Here is a 15,153-nt window from a genome sequence, read left to right as displayed (position 1 = left end):
TCTGAGTGGACGTCACAGTGGTGCTACAGCGGCTGCCGCAGCCTTCGCGGCAGCCGGGGCTGCGTCGGCGATGATCTCGAAAGCTCGGTCGTCGAGAGCAGCCGAGACGAACCATGCCTCGAATGCGCTCGGCGGCGGGTACACCCCGCGAGAGAGGAACGCGTGGAAGAACGCCGGGTAGCGCCACGTCTGGGCAGCCTTGGCCTGCGCGTAGTCGGTGACGGGTCCATCGGCGAAGAACACACTCACCATAGTGCCCGCGAACTGCACGTGGTGGTGGACGCCTTCGGCGGTGAGAGCATCGCCGAGCAGTGTTCCGAGTCGCTGTGAGTTGGTCTGCAGCTTCTCGTAGACGGCGGCGTCGGCCAGTTGCAGGCTCGTCAGGCCGGCTGCGACGGCGACGGGGTTTCCGCTGAGGGTGCCCGCCTGGTACACCGGCCCGGCCGGTGCGAGGTAGGCCATGACGTCCGCGCGGCCACCGAATGCTGCGGCCGGTAGCCCGCCGGACATGACCTTGCCGAAGGTGTAGAGGTCGCCGGCGACACCGTCGATGCCGTACCAGCCTGCGGCGCTGACACGGAATCCGGTCATCACCTCGTCCATGATCAGCAATGCGCCGCGCTCGGTCGCGAGTCGGCGTAGTCCCTCGTTGAAGCCGGTGACCGGCGGGATCGCGCCCATGTTGCCCGCGGCGGCCTCGGTGATGATGCACGCGATCTCGCCGGGATTGGCGTCGAACGCGGCGGTGACGGCGTCGAGGTCGTTGTAGGGAACGACGATGGTGTCCGACGCCTGAGCGCCGGTCACTCCGGGTGACGTCGGCAGTCCGAAGGTGGCCAGTCCCGAGCCCGCGTCGGCCAGTAGGGCGTCGACGTGGCCGTGGTAGCAGCCGGAGAATTTGAGGATCTTGGTGCGGCCGGTGAAGCCGCGCGCCAGACGCACCGCGCTCATCGTGGCCTCTGTGCCCGAATTCACAAGGCGAACCTGGTCGACGGGGCCGACGCGGCGCACGATTTCCTCGGCGAGTTCGATTTCGCGCTCGGTGGGTGCGCCGAACGACAGTCCGGTTGCGGCCGCCTTCTGGACTGCCTCGACGATGGCCGGATGCGCGTGTCCGTGGATCATCGGACCCCAGGACGAGATGAGGTCGACGTAGGACTTCCCGTCCGCGTCGGTCATCGTGTATCCGCTGGCCTGCGTGATGAAGCGTGGAGTGCCGCCGACCGATGCGAACGCACGCACCGGAGAGTTGACGCCACCTGGAATCACTGTGCTCGCGCGGGCGAAGAGTTGGGCCGATACGGGGGCGTCGTTGCCGTCAGGAACAGTCACGACTTCCAGTGTCCCAGGTTCTGTGAAATCACCAACTACAGGGCGTAATAATCACCGAAACGGGGAGTCGGCCTGGTTTCGGCGATTGAAGACCCCCGCCCCGGGTATTTACTTTCGATGACAAACACCGATGGCGTCACCAAGGTCGCCGAATTGATGTCCGAAGCCGGACTGTGCATGTTCACCACCGTGGGCCGGGACGGCCACCTCATCTCGCGTCCGATGGCATTGCAGGAAGCGGAGTTCGACGGGGACCTGTGGTTTTTCGCAGCGCAGGACTCCAGAAAGGTACGCGACATCGCCGCCGACCCGACGGTCAACGTCTCGTTCCAATCCGGTCAGGGCTGGGTGTCACTGTCCGGTACTGCTGCGGTCGTCGAGAACAAGGCCAAGGCGGAGGAGCTATGGAATTCTCGGGCGGCCGCGTGGTTCGAGAAGAACCCCGATTCGCGTGAGGTCGCTCTGATCCACGTGGCCGCCGAAGGTGCCGAGTACTGGTCCACCCCGGGCTCGAAGGTGTCGACCCTGCTGGCCTACGCCAAGGCGAAGGTCACCCACGAGCGTCCGAACCTGGGCGAGAACGACGTGGTCGAACTCGAACTGCCCAATACCTCGACGAGCTAGTTGCGCTCGTGCCGGGCCGCCGTCGGGGGCAGGTCCGGATTACCGGTCACGTCATGCTGTCCTGCCTCGGACCGGTCGGCACTCGCGTTCCGATCGACAGTCGCATTCCGATCGGCACTCGCGTTCCGATCGACAGTCGCGTTGTGCTGCGCACCGAAGTCCCGATCCGCGCCCGCGTCGCGGCCGACGTTGTGGTCACCGGTCACCTTGCGGTCGCCCTTCACATCCGGATCGATGTGGTTCGCGCGCTCGAACTGTGAGTTCACTTCGTCGCGTGATGCCGCCGCGACTCCCTGGTGAGACTGGGCCTGCTGAGCAAGTTTCTCCGCCTCGGCAGCTTTGACGTCCGCCTCCGCCTGGGCGCGGCGTGCCTTGGCCTCGCTCTCGCGGGCCTGCAGTTCACGCTCCTCGACGACGGTCGCTTGATCGGCCGCCTTCTCGCGAAGGTGGTTCGCTTCCAGCCTCTTTCGCTCTTTGCCCTTGCGTGCCACAACCAGGGCGACGGCAACGACCAACACTACGACTACTACTGCAACGATGATCCACACTGCGGTGCTCATGATGGAACTCCCGATCTGTTCCGACTGCCGAAGTGGCAGACGTTCCGAGCCGGTTACCCGAGTAATGAGCCGGCAAACTCGCCGAACATCGTCCAGGCGAGCGCACCGAAGTCCTGTGCGTCCAGCGCGGCGGCCCCGTTCGGCACACATGCCAGCAGCTCGACGCCCGTCACGAGCGGCAACTCCTCCACGTTGACCCGCGCCGCCAGATCGGGTTCGGCCGGCCACGATCCGATCACCAGGCCCGCACATGTCACACCCGCTGCGCGCACCGCGGCGACGGTCAGCGCGCTGTGGTTGAGCGTCCCCAGCTCTGCCCCTGCCACGATCAGGACCGATGCGCCGACGGCACCGGCGACATCGAGTGCAGTAAACCCGCCGGCACCCAGGCGCACCGCTACCCCGCCCGCACCCTCGACCACGACGAGATCGTGGGCCTCGTCGAGCCCTCGCACCGCGTCGACGACGTGGTCGAGTTCGAGCATCGACCGACCCGAACGGCGTGCTGCGACGTCGGGCGCGAGTGGCTCGGGGTACCGCGCCAGCTCGATTCCGCGGACTCCCGAAAGACGTTCCACCACATCCATATCCGACTCGTCCAGGCCGTCGTCACCGACTCCGGTCTGCGCCGGTTTGCACACCGCCACCGTCCGTCCATGTGCCCGGGTTGCGGCCGCGAGCGCCGCGGTCACCACGGTCTTGCCGACGCCGGTCGACGTTCCGGTGACGAGAAGAACCGTCATCCCGACACCGCCGCACGCAACACCGTCGAGAGAACGGACGTGGCACGGTCGATATCGGTGTCGCTGAGGTCGGCACGGGCGGTCAATCGCAGCCGAGATGCGTTCGCGGGAACCGACGGCGGCCGAAAGCACCCGACGCGCACGCCCAGGTTCAGACACTCCCCGGCCGCGCGGACGGCACGCACGGCGTCGCCGAGTACTACCGGAACCACCGCCGACGCCGTCGGCGATACACCGGCGGCCACCGCCAATTGCCCTGCCCGCCGACCGATCGCAGCGACCCGATCGGGTTCGCTGCGCAGCACCGCCAGCGCTGCCGATGCCGCGCCGACCGCGGCCGGGGCGAGCGCGGTATCGAAGACGAAGCTGCGCGCACTGTGCAGTACCTGGTGCCGTACCGAAGCCGGCCCGAGCACCACCCCGCCCTGCGATCCGAGCGCCTTGGACAGCGTCGCGGTGATCACCAGGTCCGGCAGTCCCGCCACACCGGCGTCGTGGACGGCACCGCGCCCACCGTCACCTCGGACGCCCAGCCCGTGGGCTTCGTCGACGATCAGCACCGCGTTCCATCTCCGGCACGCCGCGTACAGCTCGTGCAGCGGCGCGAGATCGCCGTCGGCGCTGAAGATCGAGTCGGTCACCACGAGCGCGCGAGATTCCGTTCGTTCGCGGAGCAACTGCTCGACGTGCTCGACGTCGCGATGCCGCGCCACGGCCACCCGCGCCCGAGACAGACGGCAGGCATCGATCAACGACGCGTGCGACGCGGCGTCCGAGATCACGACGGAGTCGCGGTCGGCGAGCGCGGTGACGACTCCGAGATTGGCGGTGTAGCCGGACGAGAAGACCAGTCCGGTCTCGGCACCGACGAAGTCGGCAAGGTCCTGCTCGAGCTGTTCGTGGGCGGTGGTCGTGCCGGTGACCAATCGAGATCCGGTGGACCCGGTGCCCCACCGACGCGTGGCCGCGCAGGCCGCGTCGACGACGTGCGGATGACGAGACAGGCCGAGGTAGTCGTTCGACGCCAGGTCGAGTGTCGAATCCTCGGGACTGCGAGCGTGGACGACGCGCTCGAGCCCGGCCGCGCGACGGTCGTATGCGGCGGCGTCGAGCCAATCGAGTGCACTCATGTCCACGACCATACTTGAACAGTGTTCAAGTATGGGTGTTCAAGTATGGTCGCGCGCCACCGCCACCATGGCATCGGCGATGGCTGCCACATCGGCATCGGTACAGACATACGGCGGCATCGCATAGACCAACCTGCCGAACGGCCGCAGCCAGACACCTGCGTCCACGGCGACGGCCGTCGCACGTGCCATGTCGACCGCGCCGGTCAGTTCGATCACCCCGATTCCGCCGAGCACGCGCACGTCGGCCACGCCCGGGAGCGACCGGGCCGGCTCGAGCCGTTCGGTCAGCACGTCTGCGACGGCGGCGACCTCGGCGCGCCAGTCGCGCGAGAGCAGCAGCTCCACCGACGCCACCGCGATCGCGCAGGCCAGTGGATTGCCCATGAACGTGGGCCCGTGCATCAGACCGCCCGCCTCACTGTTCGACACCGTCTCCGCCACCTCGGTGGTGCACAGCGTCGCCGCCAGCGTCATGTAGCCGCCGGTCAACGCTTTGCCGACACACATGATGTCGGGTGCGATGCCCGCGTGATCGGCGGCGAACAGCTCACCGGTGCGGCCGAACCCGGTGGCGATCTCGTCGAAGATCAACAGCACGCCGTACTCGTCCGCGAGTTGGCGCAGTTCGACCAGCAGACGTGCGTCGTGGAAGCGCATTCCGCCGGCACCCTGCACGATCGGCTCGACGATGATCGCGGCCACATCGTTCGCATGCGCCGCGAGCACCTGCTCGAACTCGGCGACGTAGGCGGCGATACCCGCCGCATCGGACGCGGCGGGTGGCGCGGGCGCGAACACCTGCTGCGCCAGCACACCGGTCCACAACCTGTGCATCCCGCCGTCCGGATCGCAGACACTCATCGGCGCGAACGTGTCCCCGTGATAGCCGCCCCGCCACGTCAGCAACTTCGTACGCCCGCTCTCACCCCGCCCACGCCAGTACTGCAATGCAATCTTCACCGCGACTTCGACGGACACGGACCCGGAATCTGCGAGGAAAACCTTGTCCAGCCCGGCCGGCGTGATCGAGACCAGCAGCTCCGCCAATCGCGCCGCGGGCGCATGTGTGAGGCCTCCGAACATCACGTGACTCATGCGGTCGAGCTGGTCTCGCGCTGCCGCGTCCAGCACCGGATGCCGGTAGCCGTGCACCGCCGCCCACCACGAACTCATGCCGTCGACGAGTTGGCGACCGTCGGCCAACGTCAGTCGAACCCCGGACGCGCTGTCGACGACCAACGGTGTCGTCGTCGACGGAAACCCGCTGTAGGGATGCCAGAGATGCTCGGAATCTATTCGACGGACGTCGTCTGAAGTCAGCACGCCAGAGCACACTGCCACAGCACCCGACCGGTCGTACCGAGACTGGGCGGGTGGCGAAATGTCCGAATCCTTTAGCATTGCGACATGACGACGCGCACCGTGACGAGACTGGCAGGGGTGGTCGTGGCCGTAACTCTGACGCTGTCCGCCTGCGGGGGACCGTCCGAAACGCCGACGCCCACGACCACCACGGCACCGGCGTTCGCGATCGACACCTCGACGCCGCTGGGCGCGGTCAACGACCGAATTCTGCAGTGGATCAACGCCGACGCCGCCCCGGATCCCGCGGCGGTGGACGCCGTCACCGGCCCGGAGCTGGCGGCAGCACTCGAGCCGATGGGCGGGCTCGTCACCCCTCTCGAGCAGTTGCGCGCCGGTGCGCCGAACGTGGCGACGGGTTTCGAGGCCGGACCGGACAGCGCCGTTCTTCGCTTCACCACCGCCGGCATTCCGGCCACGATCACCACCTCCCTCGGTGCCGACGGCACGCTCGACGGCATTCTGGCCAGTCCGGAAACTCCGAAGATCTCGTCCTTCGACGAGCTCGATGCCGCCCTGTCGAAGGTGGCTCCGAATTACTCCTACAGCGCGTCTCGTCTGAACGGCGGTGAGTGCGAGTCGGTGTACTCGGTCAATGCCGACGCGATGCTCCCGCTGGGATCGGTGTTCAAGCTGTACGTTCTCGGGGCGCTGACCGACGAGATCGAGGCGGGCAGCGTGCGATGGGACGACCAGCTCACCATCCGCGACGAAAACAAGAGTGCGCCATCGGGTGAGCTGCAGAATCGCCGCGACGGCACGACGGTGTCGGTGCGCGAGGCCGCGGAGAAGATGATCTCGCTGTCCGACAACACCGCCACGGACCTGCTGATGGAACGCCTCGGTCGGGGCCGCGTCGAGGCTCAGCTCGCCACGATGGGTCATCACGATCCCGCGGCGATGACGCCGATGATGGACACCCGACAGTTCTTCGTCATCGGGTTCGGGAATCCGAATCTTCGTTCCGAATGGGCGGACGCGGACGCCGACGCTCGCGAGCAGCTCCTGAAGCAAGCCGATTCCCGGCCGCTGGACATCGACTTCGAGAATTTTCTCGACAACCCGGCATCGGCCGACGGCGTGGAGTGGTTCGCGAACGCGCAGGACGTGTGTGCGGCCATGGGGTACCTGGCAACCGGCCCGTCGGCGGAGGAGAACCGTCGGATCCTGGCCATCACCCCGGGTGTGCAGCTCGATCCCGCTCGATGGCCGTACTCCGGCTTCAAAGGCGGAAACGCTCCTGGCGACCTCGCCGCGGCGTTTTTGACAACCGACGCCTCGGGCCAGGACTGGATCGTCACCGAGCAGTTCCGGGCGGACGGTGCCATCGACCTGATCCCGTCCAGCTACGCGTTCCTGGTTGCGCAGGAAGCTTTCGCTTTGTTGAAGTGAGTGGGATTTGTAACACCGGTGTTACCGCTGGATTACACTCGTGCCCGTGGAGGCACAACACGAACCGGCTCAGCAGGCGTGGCCGACGGGCTTCAAAGAGTTCCTGGTCTGCGAGTTCACCGACTTCAGTCCCCTGGTGACCAGGGCCATGGAGGACAACTGCGCGTCGCTGTTCCACGACGGTCCCTACGGCAGATCCGGCTTCTGGCGGACCTTCCGGGCCGTGTTCCGAGAATTCGTCTGGCCGGTCTGAAGTTCCGGGCCTCACGGGCCGCGGCAAAAGGTTACCGTCGAGTATGGCAACCACAACGGATCACCTTCGGAACACTCTGGACGGCCGCTGGCGTGATGTGAAGAACGAGGCGCGCAAGCAACTCGCGCGCGACGAGTTCCGCCCGCATTACACACCGAACACCGTCATCGCCCGCACCAAGGCGCTCGAGCAGCTCAAGCTTCTCGCCGCGGCCGGGGCTGCCGACAACGGATTCAAGAAGGAACACGGCGGTACCGGAGACGTCGGTGCCGCGGTGACGATGATCGAAATGCTCGCGATGAGCGACCTGTCGTTGATGGTCAAGGCCGGGGTCCAGTGGGGACTGTTCGGCGGTGCCATCGAGAACCTGGGTACCGAGCGTCACCACGAGGCGTACGTACCGAAGATCATCAACCTCGAGTTGCTGGGCTGCTTCGCCATGACGGAGACCGGACACGGCAGTGACGTGCAGTCTCTCGAGACGACGGCGACGTACGACCCGAAGACCGACGAGTTCGTGATCAACTCACCCACTCCGTCCTCCCGCAAGGACTACATCGGTGGTGCCGCCGAGACTGCGACCGTCGCTGCCGTCTTCGCGCAGCTGATCACCGCAGGGCCGGGCGAGGAGCCCGAGGGCCACGGCGTGCACTGCTTCTTCGTGCCGCTGCGGGACGAGAACGGCGACGACCTCCCCGGCGTGACGACCTCGGATTGTCAGTACAAGGGCGGACTCCCCGGCGTGGACAACGGCCGACTGATGTTCGACCATGTCCGCATTCCGCGGGACAACCTGCTCAACAAGTATGCCGACGTCTCTGCTGACGGCACGTACACCTCCCCCATCGAGAATCCGTCCAGGCGGTTCTTCACGATGCTCGGCACGTTGATCCGCGGGCGCGTCACAGTCGGTGGCAGCGCTGCGGCCGCAGCTCGTGTCGCCCTCGACATCGCGACGCGATATGCGTTGCAGCGCAGGCAGTTCGCTGCCCCCGGTTCCGATCAGGAAGTGCTGATCATGGACTACCTGGTGCATCAGCGTCGACTCTTCCCGCTCATCGCCAAGTCGTACGCACTGCAGTTCGCGCAGAACGAGCTGGTGTCGAAGATGCACGAGCTGCAGACTGCGGACAACCCGGATGCCGAGGAGCAGCGCGAGCTCGAGTCGCGTGCCGCCGGCCTCAAAGCCGCCAACACCTGGCACGCCACTGCCGCGATCCAGGAAGCACGCGAGGCATGTGGCGGCGCTGGCTACCTGGCCGAGAACCGGCTGATCTCACTCAAGGCCGACACCGATGTGTTCACCACCTTCGAGGGCGACAACCACGTGCTCACGCAGTTGGTGGCCAAGGAACTGCTCACCGCGTACGCCGACGACGTGAAGTCGATGAGCCCGGTCGAGTGGGTCAAGTTCGCAGCCGACATGGTCGGCGATCGCGTCGTCAAACGCACTGCGGCGCAGGCGATCATGCAGACCATTCTCGATCGGCGTCAGGACAACGAAGAGGAGGGGTCGCTGTTCAACCGCGGCACCCAGGTCAAGATGTTCGAGGATCGTGAGGAGTACCTGCTGTCCACGGTCGCGCGCCGTCTGCAGTCGAAGTCGAAGGAGAGCAGTTCGTTCGACGCGTTCAACGCGGTACAGGACCACGTTCTGCACGCTGCGAGCGCCCACATCGACCGCATCATCTTCGAGGCCTTCATCGCCGGTATCGAGTCGTGTGAGGACGAGACCACCAAGGACCTGCTCGAGGAGGTCTGCGATCTCTACGCCCTGTCGGTGATCGAGGACGACAAGGCCTGGTTCATCGAGCATCGCTACCTGTCCACCGAGCGCTCCAAGGCAGTGACTCGCGCGATCAACGAGCGGTGCCGCACCCTGCGTCCGCATGCGGAGTTGCTGGTCGACGGCTTCGGCGTGCCCGAGGCTCTCGTCGGTGCCGCGATGCTCGGCGAGCCCGGAGCGGGTACCGAGGAAGAACCGGCCGGAAACCCCAGCCACGCGCACTGACGCGTAGTCGGGGGTCAGCCGGGAGAGATCGCGAAGACCCGGCAGGGACCACCGGTCGCGCCCGCGTGCTTCGGTGCGCCGACGACGACCGTGGCCCCTGCCGGGGGCACGGCATCCAGATTCGCCAGTGCCTCCACTCCGTATCGGCCCGCGCCGAGTACCGCTGTGTGCGCTGGATAGTCGCGGTCGCTCATCCGATCGAGACTGAGCGTGTCTACCCCGATTCCGACGACGTTGCGCTCGCGCACCAGCATCCGTGCCGCGTCACCGCCGAACCCGGGTGCGGCACGTTCGGCGAGCCGGTCCTGCCATCGACTGTGCATGACCACCAGTGCGCGATCGGGTATCCGTCCGTGCTCGCGCTCCCACCGGGCGATGTCCTCGGTCGTCACGACCGATTCCGGATCCGACGCGGCCCGCGCGGAGATGTCCAGCACGACCAGCGGGGCGATCAGGTCTTCCAGCGGCAGGATGTCGGCCGTCGCACCGCCGCGCACTCGATGCGCGGGGGCATCGATGTGCGTGCCCGTGTGCTCGTAGTACGAGAGCTTGTTGACGAGGAAGCCGCCCAACTCGTAGGCGGCGACCGGGTGCATCGAGAACGGTTCGTTACCCGGCCACACCGGAAACGTCGGACTCAACGTGTGCGTCAGATCGATTAGTCGACCTGCGGGGATCACCGCTGCGACCGCCGGTGCGGCGCGTGCAGCACCGCCGGCCGCGACCGTCAGAGCAGCTGCCCCCAACGACCCGAACAGCGCCCTACGTCCGATCCTGCGGTGAACAGACTCGACGACCTCGGGGCCGCACATCAGTCGGCAGCAGGGGTGACGAGCAGAACCTTGTCGTCGGATCCGTTGTCGGTGGTCAGCAGGAAGGCTCCGTCGCTTCCGAAGCTGGTGAGCGAGCGCAGCCGACCGTAGGTACCCACCAGGGCGTCGGCTTCGTCGACGTAGTCCGTGCCGTCCTCGGACAGCTTGAGGAACACGAGCTTCTCGCCCTGCTGACTCGACACCACTGCGGAACCGTTCCAGGAACCCCATCCCGCGCCGTTAGCGAAGGTCAGGCCGGGAGTCGCGATCGTGGGACTACCCGAACTCCACACCGCCGCGCGGGCCCCGGGCACCCGGGTGGGATCGGTCATCGGCACCGACTCGTCGTAGACGAACGGCAGCCGATCCGGCCGGTAGCCGTAGTTGCCGCCAGGGACCAGCAGGTTGAGTTCGTCGTCCCTGGTGGTGCCCTGCTCCACCTCGTAGATGTCCTGAGTGCCGGGTCGTATTGCGAGCCCCTGTACGTTCCGATGACCGAGCGTGAAGACACGTCCGGGTGCATCGGCCGCCGCCGAGCCATCGGCGTTGATGTGCAACACCTTGCCGCCCAACGAGTTTCGATCCTGCGGCACCGACGGCGACGCAGTGTCGCCGGTGCCGATGTACAGGGTGCCGTCGGGGTGGGCCAAGATGCGGCAGCCGCCGTGGCGACCACCGTCGGCGACGGGGATGTCGTCGACGAGAGTGCCGGTGCGCGTCAACTCGGTCCATGCAGAGTCGACGGTCCACGACACCACGGCGATATGGTTGTCGGTGCCCCCGCCCGCACTACCGGTGCCCGCACTGCCGGCACCTGTTCCCTGACCCTGCACGCCCTGGCAGGTGTAGATCGTTCTGGATGTGGCGAAGTCCGTCGCCAGTGCGATGCCCATCAGGCCTGTCTCGCCCGACGCGTAGAGATCGCCTAGATCCGCTTCGATTTCGCGAGTGGCACCGCCGACATCACGAATGACGAATCGTCCCGCTCGCTCGCCGGTCAGCACCGTCCCGTCGGGGGCAACCACGGCATCCCACGGTTTCGCGAGCCCGTCGAGCACGGTGGTGACCGTCAGGTCGGGCAGTGGATCGGCCTGTGCCGTCGCGCCCGTCGAGCATGCCAGCGTCAGGAAGACGCTGGCGGCGAGTACACCGGAACTGGACACCAGCTTGTTCATCCACACTCCTGACGACGATCGGCCACCAGCCCGATATGACCGGTATCACACGATCATAAACACACCGAGGAGATGGCCGACGCAGTCAGGACGCGATTCGGTAGCCGGCTTCTTCGATCGCGGCGTCGACGGCAGCAGCGTCGAGCTCCGCGTCGCTGCTGATCACGACGGCTCCGGTGTCGACGTCCACATCGACGCCCGTGACGCCCGGAACCTCGGACACTTCTTCTTTCACCGACGCTGCGCAATGCGCGCACGTCATACCTTCGACGGAGTAGGTCGTCTGCATTTTGTTGCCTCCTGTGCCTGGTCAGGAACGTACGAGACGCGCAATGGCCTCGGACGCCTCTTTGACTTTCGCGTCTGCTTCGGGTCCGCCCTGCCGCGCGGCGTCGACGACGCACCCAGCGAGGTGGGCGTCGAGCAGCTTCAGCGAGACGGACTGCAACGCCTTCGTCACCGCAGATACCTGGGTGAGAACGTCGATGCAGTACCGGTCGTCGGCGACCATGCGTGAAATGCCGGCCACCTGCCCCTCGATGCGACGCAGTCTTTTCAGCAGGTCGTCCTGTTCGGCGCTGTAGCTGCTCATGCCGTCGATCATACCCCTACCCGGTATGGGGAGGTTCGTCCGTCAGCAGTCGACGGACGCCATCGATGGCAACCAGTCCCCCGACGATCACCGCCAGGGCGGCGACCGCAATCCACGACCCCGAGTAGTACGTGCCCGTGTACGCCGGAGACACGTCGGGAACGGCGGCGAATTCGGTGGTGCGTACGCCTGCCTTCCAGCACACCATCGCGCAGATCACCGCGACCACTGCGAGGACCAGTTCCACCCAGCCGACGGACTTCCTCACACGTACTCCTGCTTCGCCGTCTCGAGTGCGGCGCGTAGACCGTCGTCGTCCTTTGCCCACGCTTGCACCAGACCGCCACCGACCAGTCGCAGCCCGATGCCGTGCCGTTTGCGCGGCACCCCCGAGAGCTCCCCGAGAACGCGTGCGGTTTCCCACTTCTTCGGCTCGTATTCGCCGTCCTCGTACTCGGCAGGAGGGAAGATCTCCGTGATCTCGGCGACGTCGACGGTTTCGGTCCCCTGGCGCAGCTGCCGAGTGGTCAGCTCGACGCTGACATGCATCCGGGCTGCGCGGAGCTGTACGTAGGTCAGTCCGACGAGAATCAGCGAGAACAGCGCCAGGGCGAACCAGTGGATCACCGGGCCCGACGCCAGCTCGACCGCGAGCACCACCAGACAGAACGCGGGGCCCCACAGCAGTACGCGCCAACGGCCACCGGGCTCGTGGAACAGAACGGGGTCGGTGCCGCCGAGATCATTGCTCACGGACGAACCACTCTCGCGCCGATGGGCGATACACCAGCACCGATGCAACGACCAGCGCGATCGTGATGATCAGCAACACGAACGGGAAGACGAGCGCGGCGAAGGTCAAGAGCAGCGCGGTGGCCCCGGACAGCGCCACCAACGCCCGTCGGAACCGTCGGTCGCCACCTCGGACGGGGCCCGACATCAGCCCCACTGCCAGGCCGACCACTCCGAAGATGACACCGAGACCTCGGAACACGGTCAGAAAAGAGTCGATCTGTTCGTCGCTCGCGCCGCCGTCGGTGAACGACGCGCGGATCTGATCGACGGGCAACGTGAGCGCGATCATGCACACGACGATCAGCATCACTGCCGACGCCAACCACAACCAGTACGCGGTGGAGACCACCCGGGGACGAACCATCGATTCGTCAATGTCAGCACTCACGCTCGACATACTGCCACCGCGCGGCGGCGCAGAGTTCAGCCGGCAGAAATTCCCAGCGCCATGATGGCGATGGCCGCCGACACGGCGAGCAGCAGACCGAGCAATGCCCACCCGGGCCTGCCGTTCTCGGCGGGACACGCGTTGCTCTCGGCCGCCGCGATCGACTCCGGGAGGGCACGACTGGGCGGCACCGGAATGTTCTCTGCCATGTTCGATCCGATCACTCGATACGTTTATCGAAAGTGATGGTAGTCACACCGACAGGCTCGGCGCGCGGAACACGCTCGAAATCAGCGCTTCCGCGAGGACAGGAAGTACTCGTTGGATTCCTTGCGGTGCATCAGGTAGATCGCACCCGCAGCAAGCACACCTTGGCCGATGCTCAGCACGCTCATGACGATGTTCATCGCACCGGCACTCGATGCGATCGCGAACAGGTCGAGAATCGTGGTGAACACGGTGATCGAGCCGATGACGGTCAGCAGCATGCGCGCCCACATCTTGCCGGCACGCATCCGCTTCACCCAGAACAGGAACAGGGCACCGAATCCCACGACGACGAACAGCGTCACGACGAGCATCACCGTCACCATGGACTGCGTGGATTCGACGGTCATGTCCGCCGCCGCGCCCTGTGCTGCGAGGTCGTCGAGCAGAGACTGCGCGAATTCCGCGCGTGCGCCGAACAGCGTCCACACCGAGTACAGCGCCGAGATCGCACCGATCAGTGCAACTCCCCACCACAGGTGCCGGGCAGTCTCCACATCCACCGGTGCCGGGCGAGCGGACGGCTCGAGCTCGGGACCGGACTGAGGGAAGCCGTGTTCGAGCTCCCAGCGCTGCCAGTCCGGTTGCAACGGAGGATTGTTCGGCACGTTGCTGTCAGGATTGTTACCGTCCGCGTTGTTGCTCGGAGGAAAATCGTTCACAGCCAGCCCGCCACTTCGGTTGCCCAGTAGGTCAGTACGACATCTGCACCGGCGCGCCTGATGCCGACGAGCGATTCGAGGACCGCGGCGTCCCGGTCGATCCACCCGTTCTGGGCAGCGGCGGTGATCATGGCATACTCCCCCGAAATCTGGTACGCCGCAACCGGAACCGGTGACATCTCGGCCACGTCGCGGAGAATGTCCAGATACGACATCGCCGGCTTGACCATCACCATGTCGGCACCCTCGGCAAGATCGAGCTCGACCTCGTGGGTCGCCTCACGGCGGTTGGCCGCGTCCTGCTGATACGTCCGACGGTCACCCTGCAGCGACGAGCCGACCGCTTCACGAAACGGTCCGTAGAACGCAGACGCGTACTTCGCCGAATACGCCAGCTGCCCCACCTCGACGTGACCGGCCGCATCGAGTCCAGCCCGAATGGCACCGACCTGGCCGTCCATCATGCCGCTCGGCCCGAGCAGGTGCGCTCCGGATTCCGCCTGCGCGACGGCCATGTCGACATACCGCAGCAACGTCGCGTCGTTGTCGATCGAGCCGTTCTCGCTCAGCACACCGCAGTGGCCGTGCGAGGTGAACTCGTCGAGGCAGGTGTCGGCCATGATGACCGTCGAGTCACCGAGATCGGCTTTGAGACGGGCCAGGCCCCGGTTGAGGATTCCGTCCGGATCCGTTGCCCCCGAACCGTTCTCGTCCTTGTCCTCGACCTTGGGGACACCGAACAACATCACGCCGCCGACACCGGCTGCGACTGCTTCCTCGGCGGCCCTGCTCATCGAGTCCAGCGTGTGCTGGAACACTCCGGGCATCGAGCTGATCGCGCGGGGCTCGGAGATGCCGTCGGCGACGAACATCGGCAACACCAGATGCCGTGGCTGCAGCGACGTTTCGGCCACGAGGCGGCGCAGTGCCGGAGTGCGGCGAAGGCGTCGGGGACGGTCGGTGGGGAACAAGCGAACCTGCCTCACTTGGTTCGTCGTGCGCGTTGTGTGTGGCCGGAGCTACGCACAACGCGCACGAGGCGCATTCAGCGC

At 66.2% G+C, this 15,153-nt stretch carries 19 protein-coding genes; 4 read left to right on the top strand and 15 right to left on the bottom strand.

The annotated features are described in order from the left end of the window. Positions 1 to 12: 12 nt before the first annotated feature. On the bottom strand, positions 13 to 1,332 hold the full coding sequence (gene hemL, locus J2X62_RS21580) for a glutamate-1-semialdehyde 2,1-aminomutase (RefSeq protein WP_032365224.1): 1,320 nt from the start codon (positions 1,330 to 1,332) through the stop codon (positions 13 to 15). A 117-nt stretch (positions 1,333 to 1,449) separates the two neighbouring features. On the opposite strand from hemL, the gene J2X62_RS21575 reads away from it, so the two are divergent. After that, positions 1,450 to 1,956: a pyridoxamine 5'-phosphate oxidase family protein gene (locus J2X62_RS21575; protein WP_032365223.1), complete on the top strand. Its 507-nt coding sequence runs from the start codon at positions 1,450 to 1,452 to the stop codon at positions 1,954 to 1,956. On the opposite strand, the gene J2X62_RS21570 is transcribed toward J2X62_RS21575, so the two are convergent. Genes J2X62_RS21570 through J2X62_RS21555 form a run of 4 tightly spaced genes read right to left on the bottom strand, consistent with a single transcriptional unit; the run spans position 1,953 to position 5,715 of the window. Further along, positions 1,953 to 2,516 (bottom strand): hypothetical protein, encoded by a 564-nt coding sequence (locus J2X62_RS21570; RefSeq protein ID WP_052073657.1) that lies wholly within the window; start codon positions 2,514 to 2,516, stop codon positions 1,953 to 1,955. The genes J2X62_RS21575 and J2X62_RS21570 overlap by 4 nt on opposite strands. A 53-nt stretch (positions 2,517 to 2,569) precedes the next feature. After that, complete coding sequence (gene bioD, locus J2X62_RS21565; RefSeq protein WP_032365222.1) at positions 2,570 to 3,259, bottom strand: dethiobiotin synthase; 690 nt, start codon at positions 3,257 to 3,259, stop codon at positions 2,570 to 2,572. Further along, positions 3,256 to 4,389 (bottom strand): 8-amino-7-oxononanoate synthase, encoded by a 1,134-nt coding sequence (locus tag J2X62_RS21560; protein WP_032365434.1) that lies wholly within the window; start codon positions 4,387 to 4,389, stop codon positions 3,256 to 3,258. Before J2X62_RS21560 ends, bioD begins: the two co-directional genes overlap by 4 nt. A 39-nt stretch (positions 4,390 to 4,428) precedes the next feature. Next, positions 4,429 to 5,715: an adenosylmethionine--8-amino-7-oxononanoate transaminase gene (locus J2X62_RS21555; RefSeq protein ID WP_370878746.1), complete on the bottom strand. Its 1,287-nt coding sequence runs from the start codon at positions 5,713 to 5,715 to the stop codon at positions 4,429 to 4,431. 84 nt (positions 5,716 to 5,799) lie between these two features. Here J2X62_RS21555 and J2X62_RS21550 point away from each other — a divergent pair, with 84 nt between their 5' ends. The 3 genes from J2X62_RS21550 to J2X62_RS21540 are packed head-to-tail and all read left to right on the top strand — an operon-like array spanning position 5,800 to position 9,410. Continuing rightward, the gene (locus J2X62_RS21550; RefSeq protein WP_052073656.1) at positions 5,800 to 7,146 is read left to right on the top strand and encodes a serine hydrolase; all 1,347 of its coding nucleotides are present in this window, start codon (positions 5,800 to 5,802) and stop codon (positions 7,144 to 7,146) included. A gap of 46 nt (positions 7,147 to 7,192) precedes the next feature. Beyond that, positions 7,193 to 7,399, top strand: a complete 207-nt coding sequence (locus J2X62_RS21545) for a hypothetical protein (protein ID WP_027498338.1) — start codon at positions 7,193 to 7,195, stop codon at positions 7,397 to 7,399. Positions 7,400 to 7,442: 43 nt separating this feature from the next. Continuing rightward, positions 7,443 to 9,410: an acyl-CoA dehydrogenase gene (locus J2X62_RS21540; RefSeq protein ID WP_032365221.1), complete on the top strand. Its 1,968-nt coding sequence runs from the start codon at positions 7,443 to 7,445 to the stop codon at positions 9,408 to 9,410. Between the two features lie 14 nt (positions 9,411 to 9,424). Here J2X62_RS21540 and J2X62_RS21535 read toward each other — a convergent pair whose 3' ends face one another. The 10 genes from J2X62_RS21535 to hemB all read right to left on the bottom strand — a co-directional run bounded on the left by J2X62_RS21535 (position 9,425) and on the right by hemB (position 15,072). Beyond that, entirely contained in the window at positions 9,425 to 10,222 is a 798-nt protein-coding gene (locus J2X62_RS21535; RefSeq protein ID WP_032365220.1) for a cyclase family protein, read from the bottom strand. After that, positions 10,222 to 11,397 carry a PQQ-dependent sugar dehydrogenase gene (locus J2X62_RS21530; protein WP_310183256.1) on the bottom strand — a complete coding sequence of 392 codons (1,176 nt, stop codon included), beginning with the start codon at positions 11,395 to 11,397 and terminating at the stop codon, positions 10,222 to 10,224. Before J2X62_RS21530 ends, J2X62_RS21535 begins: the two co-directional genes overlap by 1 nt. 85 nt (positions 11,398 to 11,482) lie before the next feature. Then, a complete protein-coding gene (locus tag J2X62_RS21525; protein ID WP_027498341.1) occupies positions 11,483 to 11,686 on the bottom strand; it encodes a heavy-metal-associated domain-containing protein in 204 nt (67 codons plus the stop codon). A gap of 21 nt (positions 11,687 to 11,707) precedes the next feature. Continuing rightward, positions 11,708 to 11,989 (bottom strand): metal-sensitive transcriptional regulator, encoded by a 282-nt coding sequence (locus J2X62_RS21520; RefSeq protein WP_027498342.1) that lies wholly within the window; start codon positions 11,987 to 11,989, stop codon positions 11,708 to 11,710. A gap of 16 nt (positions 11,990 to 12,005) precedes the next feature. After that, positions 12,006 to 12,257, bottom strand: a complete 252-nt coding sequence (locus J2X62_RS21515) for a hypothetical protein (RefSeq protein ID WP_032365218.1) — start codon at positions 12,255 to 12,257, stop codon at positions 12,006 to 12,008. Beyond that, positions 12,254 to 12,742, bottom strand: coding sequence for a hypothetical protein (locus tag J2X62_RS21510; protein ID WP_032365217.1), 489 nt, complete (start codon positions 12,740 to 12,742; stop codon positions 12,254 to 12,256). Before J2X62_RS21510 ends, J2X62_RS21515 begins: the two co-directional genes overlap by 4 nt. After that, on the bottom strand, positions 12,732 to 13,172 hold the full coding sequence (locus tag J2X62_RS21505) for a hypothetical protein (protein WP_027498344.1): 441 nt from the start codon (positions 13,170 to 13,172) through the stop codon (positions 12,732 to 12,734). Before J2X62_RS21505 ends, J2X62_RS21510 begins: the two co-directional genes overlap by 11 nt. Positions 13,173 to 13,207: 35 nt before the next feature. Further along, the gene (locus J2X62_RS21500) at positions 13,208 to 13,381 is read right to left on the bottom strand and encodes a hypothetical protein (RefSeq protein ID WP_155288423.1); all 174 of its coding nucleotides are present in this window, start codon (positions 13,379 to 13,381) and stop codon (positions 13,208 to 13,210) included. Positions 13,382 to 13,462: 81 nt separating this feature from the next. Beyond that, positions 13,463 to 14,101, bottom strand: coding sequence for a hypothetical protein (locus J2X62_RS21495; RefSeq protein WP_230591911.1), 639 nt, complete (start codon positions 14,099 to 14,101; stop codon positions 13,463 to 13,465). Beyond that, positions 14,098 to 15,072 (bottom strand): porphobilinogen synthase, encoded by a 975-nt coding sequence (gene hemB, locus J2X62_RS21490; protein WP_032365429.1) that lies wholly within the window; start codon positions 15,070 to 15,072, stop codon positions 14,098 to 14,100. Before hemB ends, J2X62_RS21495 begins: the two co-directional genes overlap by 4 nt. Between the last annotated feature and the right edge of the window lie 81 nt (positions 15,073 to 15,153).

Source organism: Rhodococcus sp. 3258 (genome assembly GCF_031456475.1).
GTDB lineage: Bacteria > Actinomycetota > Actinomycetes > Mycobacteriales > Mycobacteriaceae > Rhodococcoides > Rhodococcoides fascians.
The sequence above is the reverse complement of the archived record's forward strand: the minus strand, read 5'-3'. Positions and strand labels throughout refer to the sequence as shown.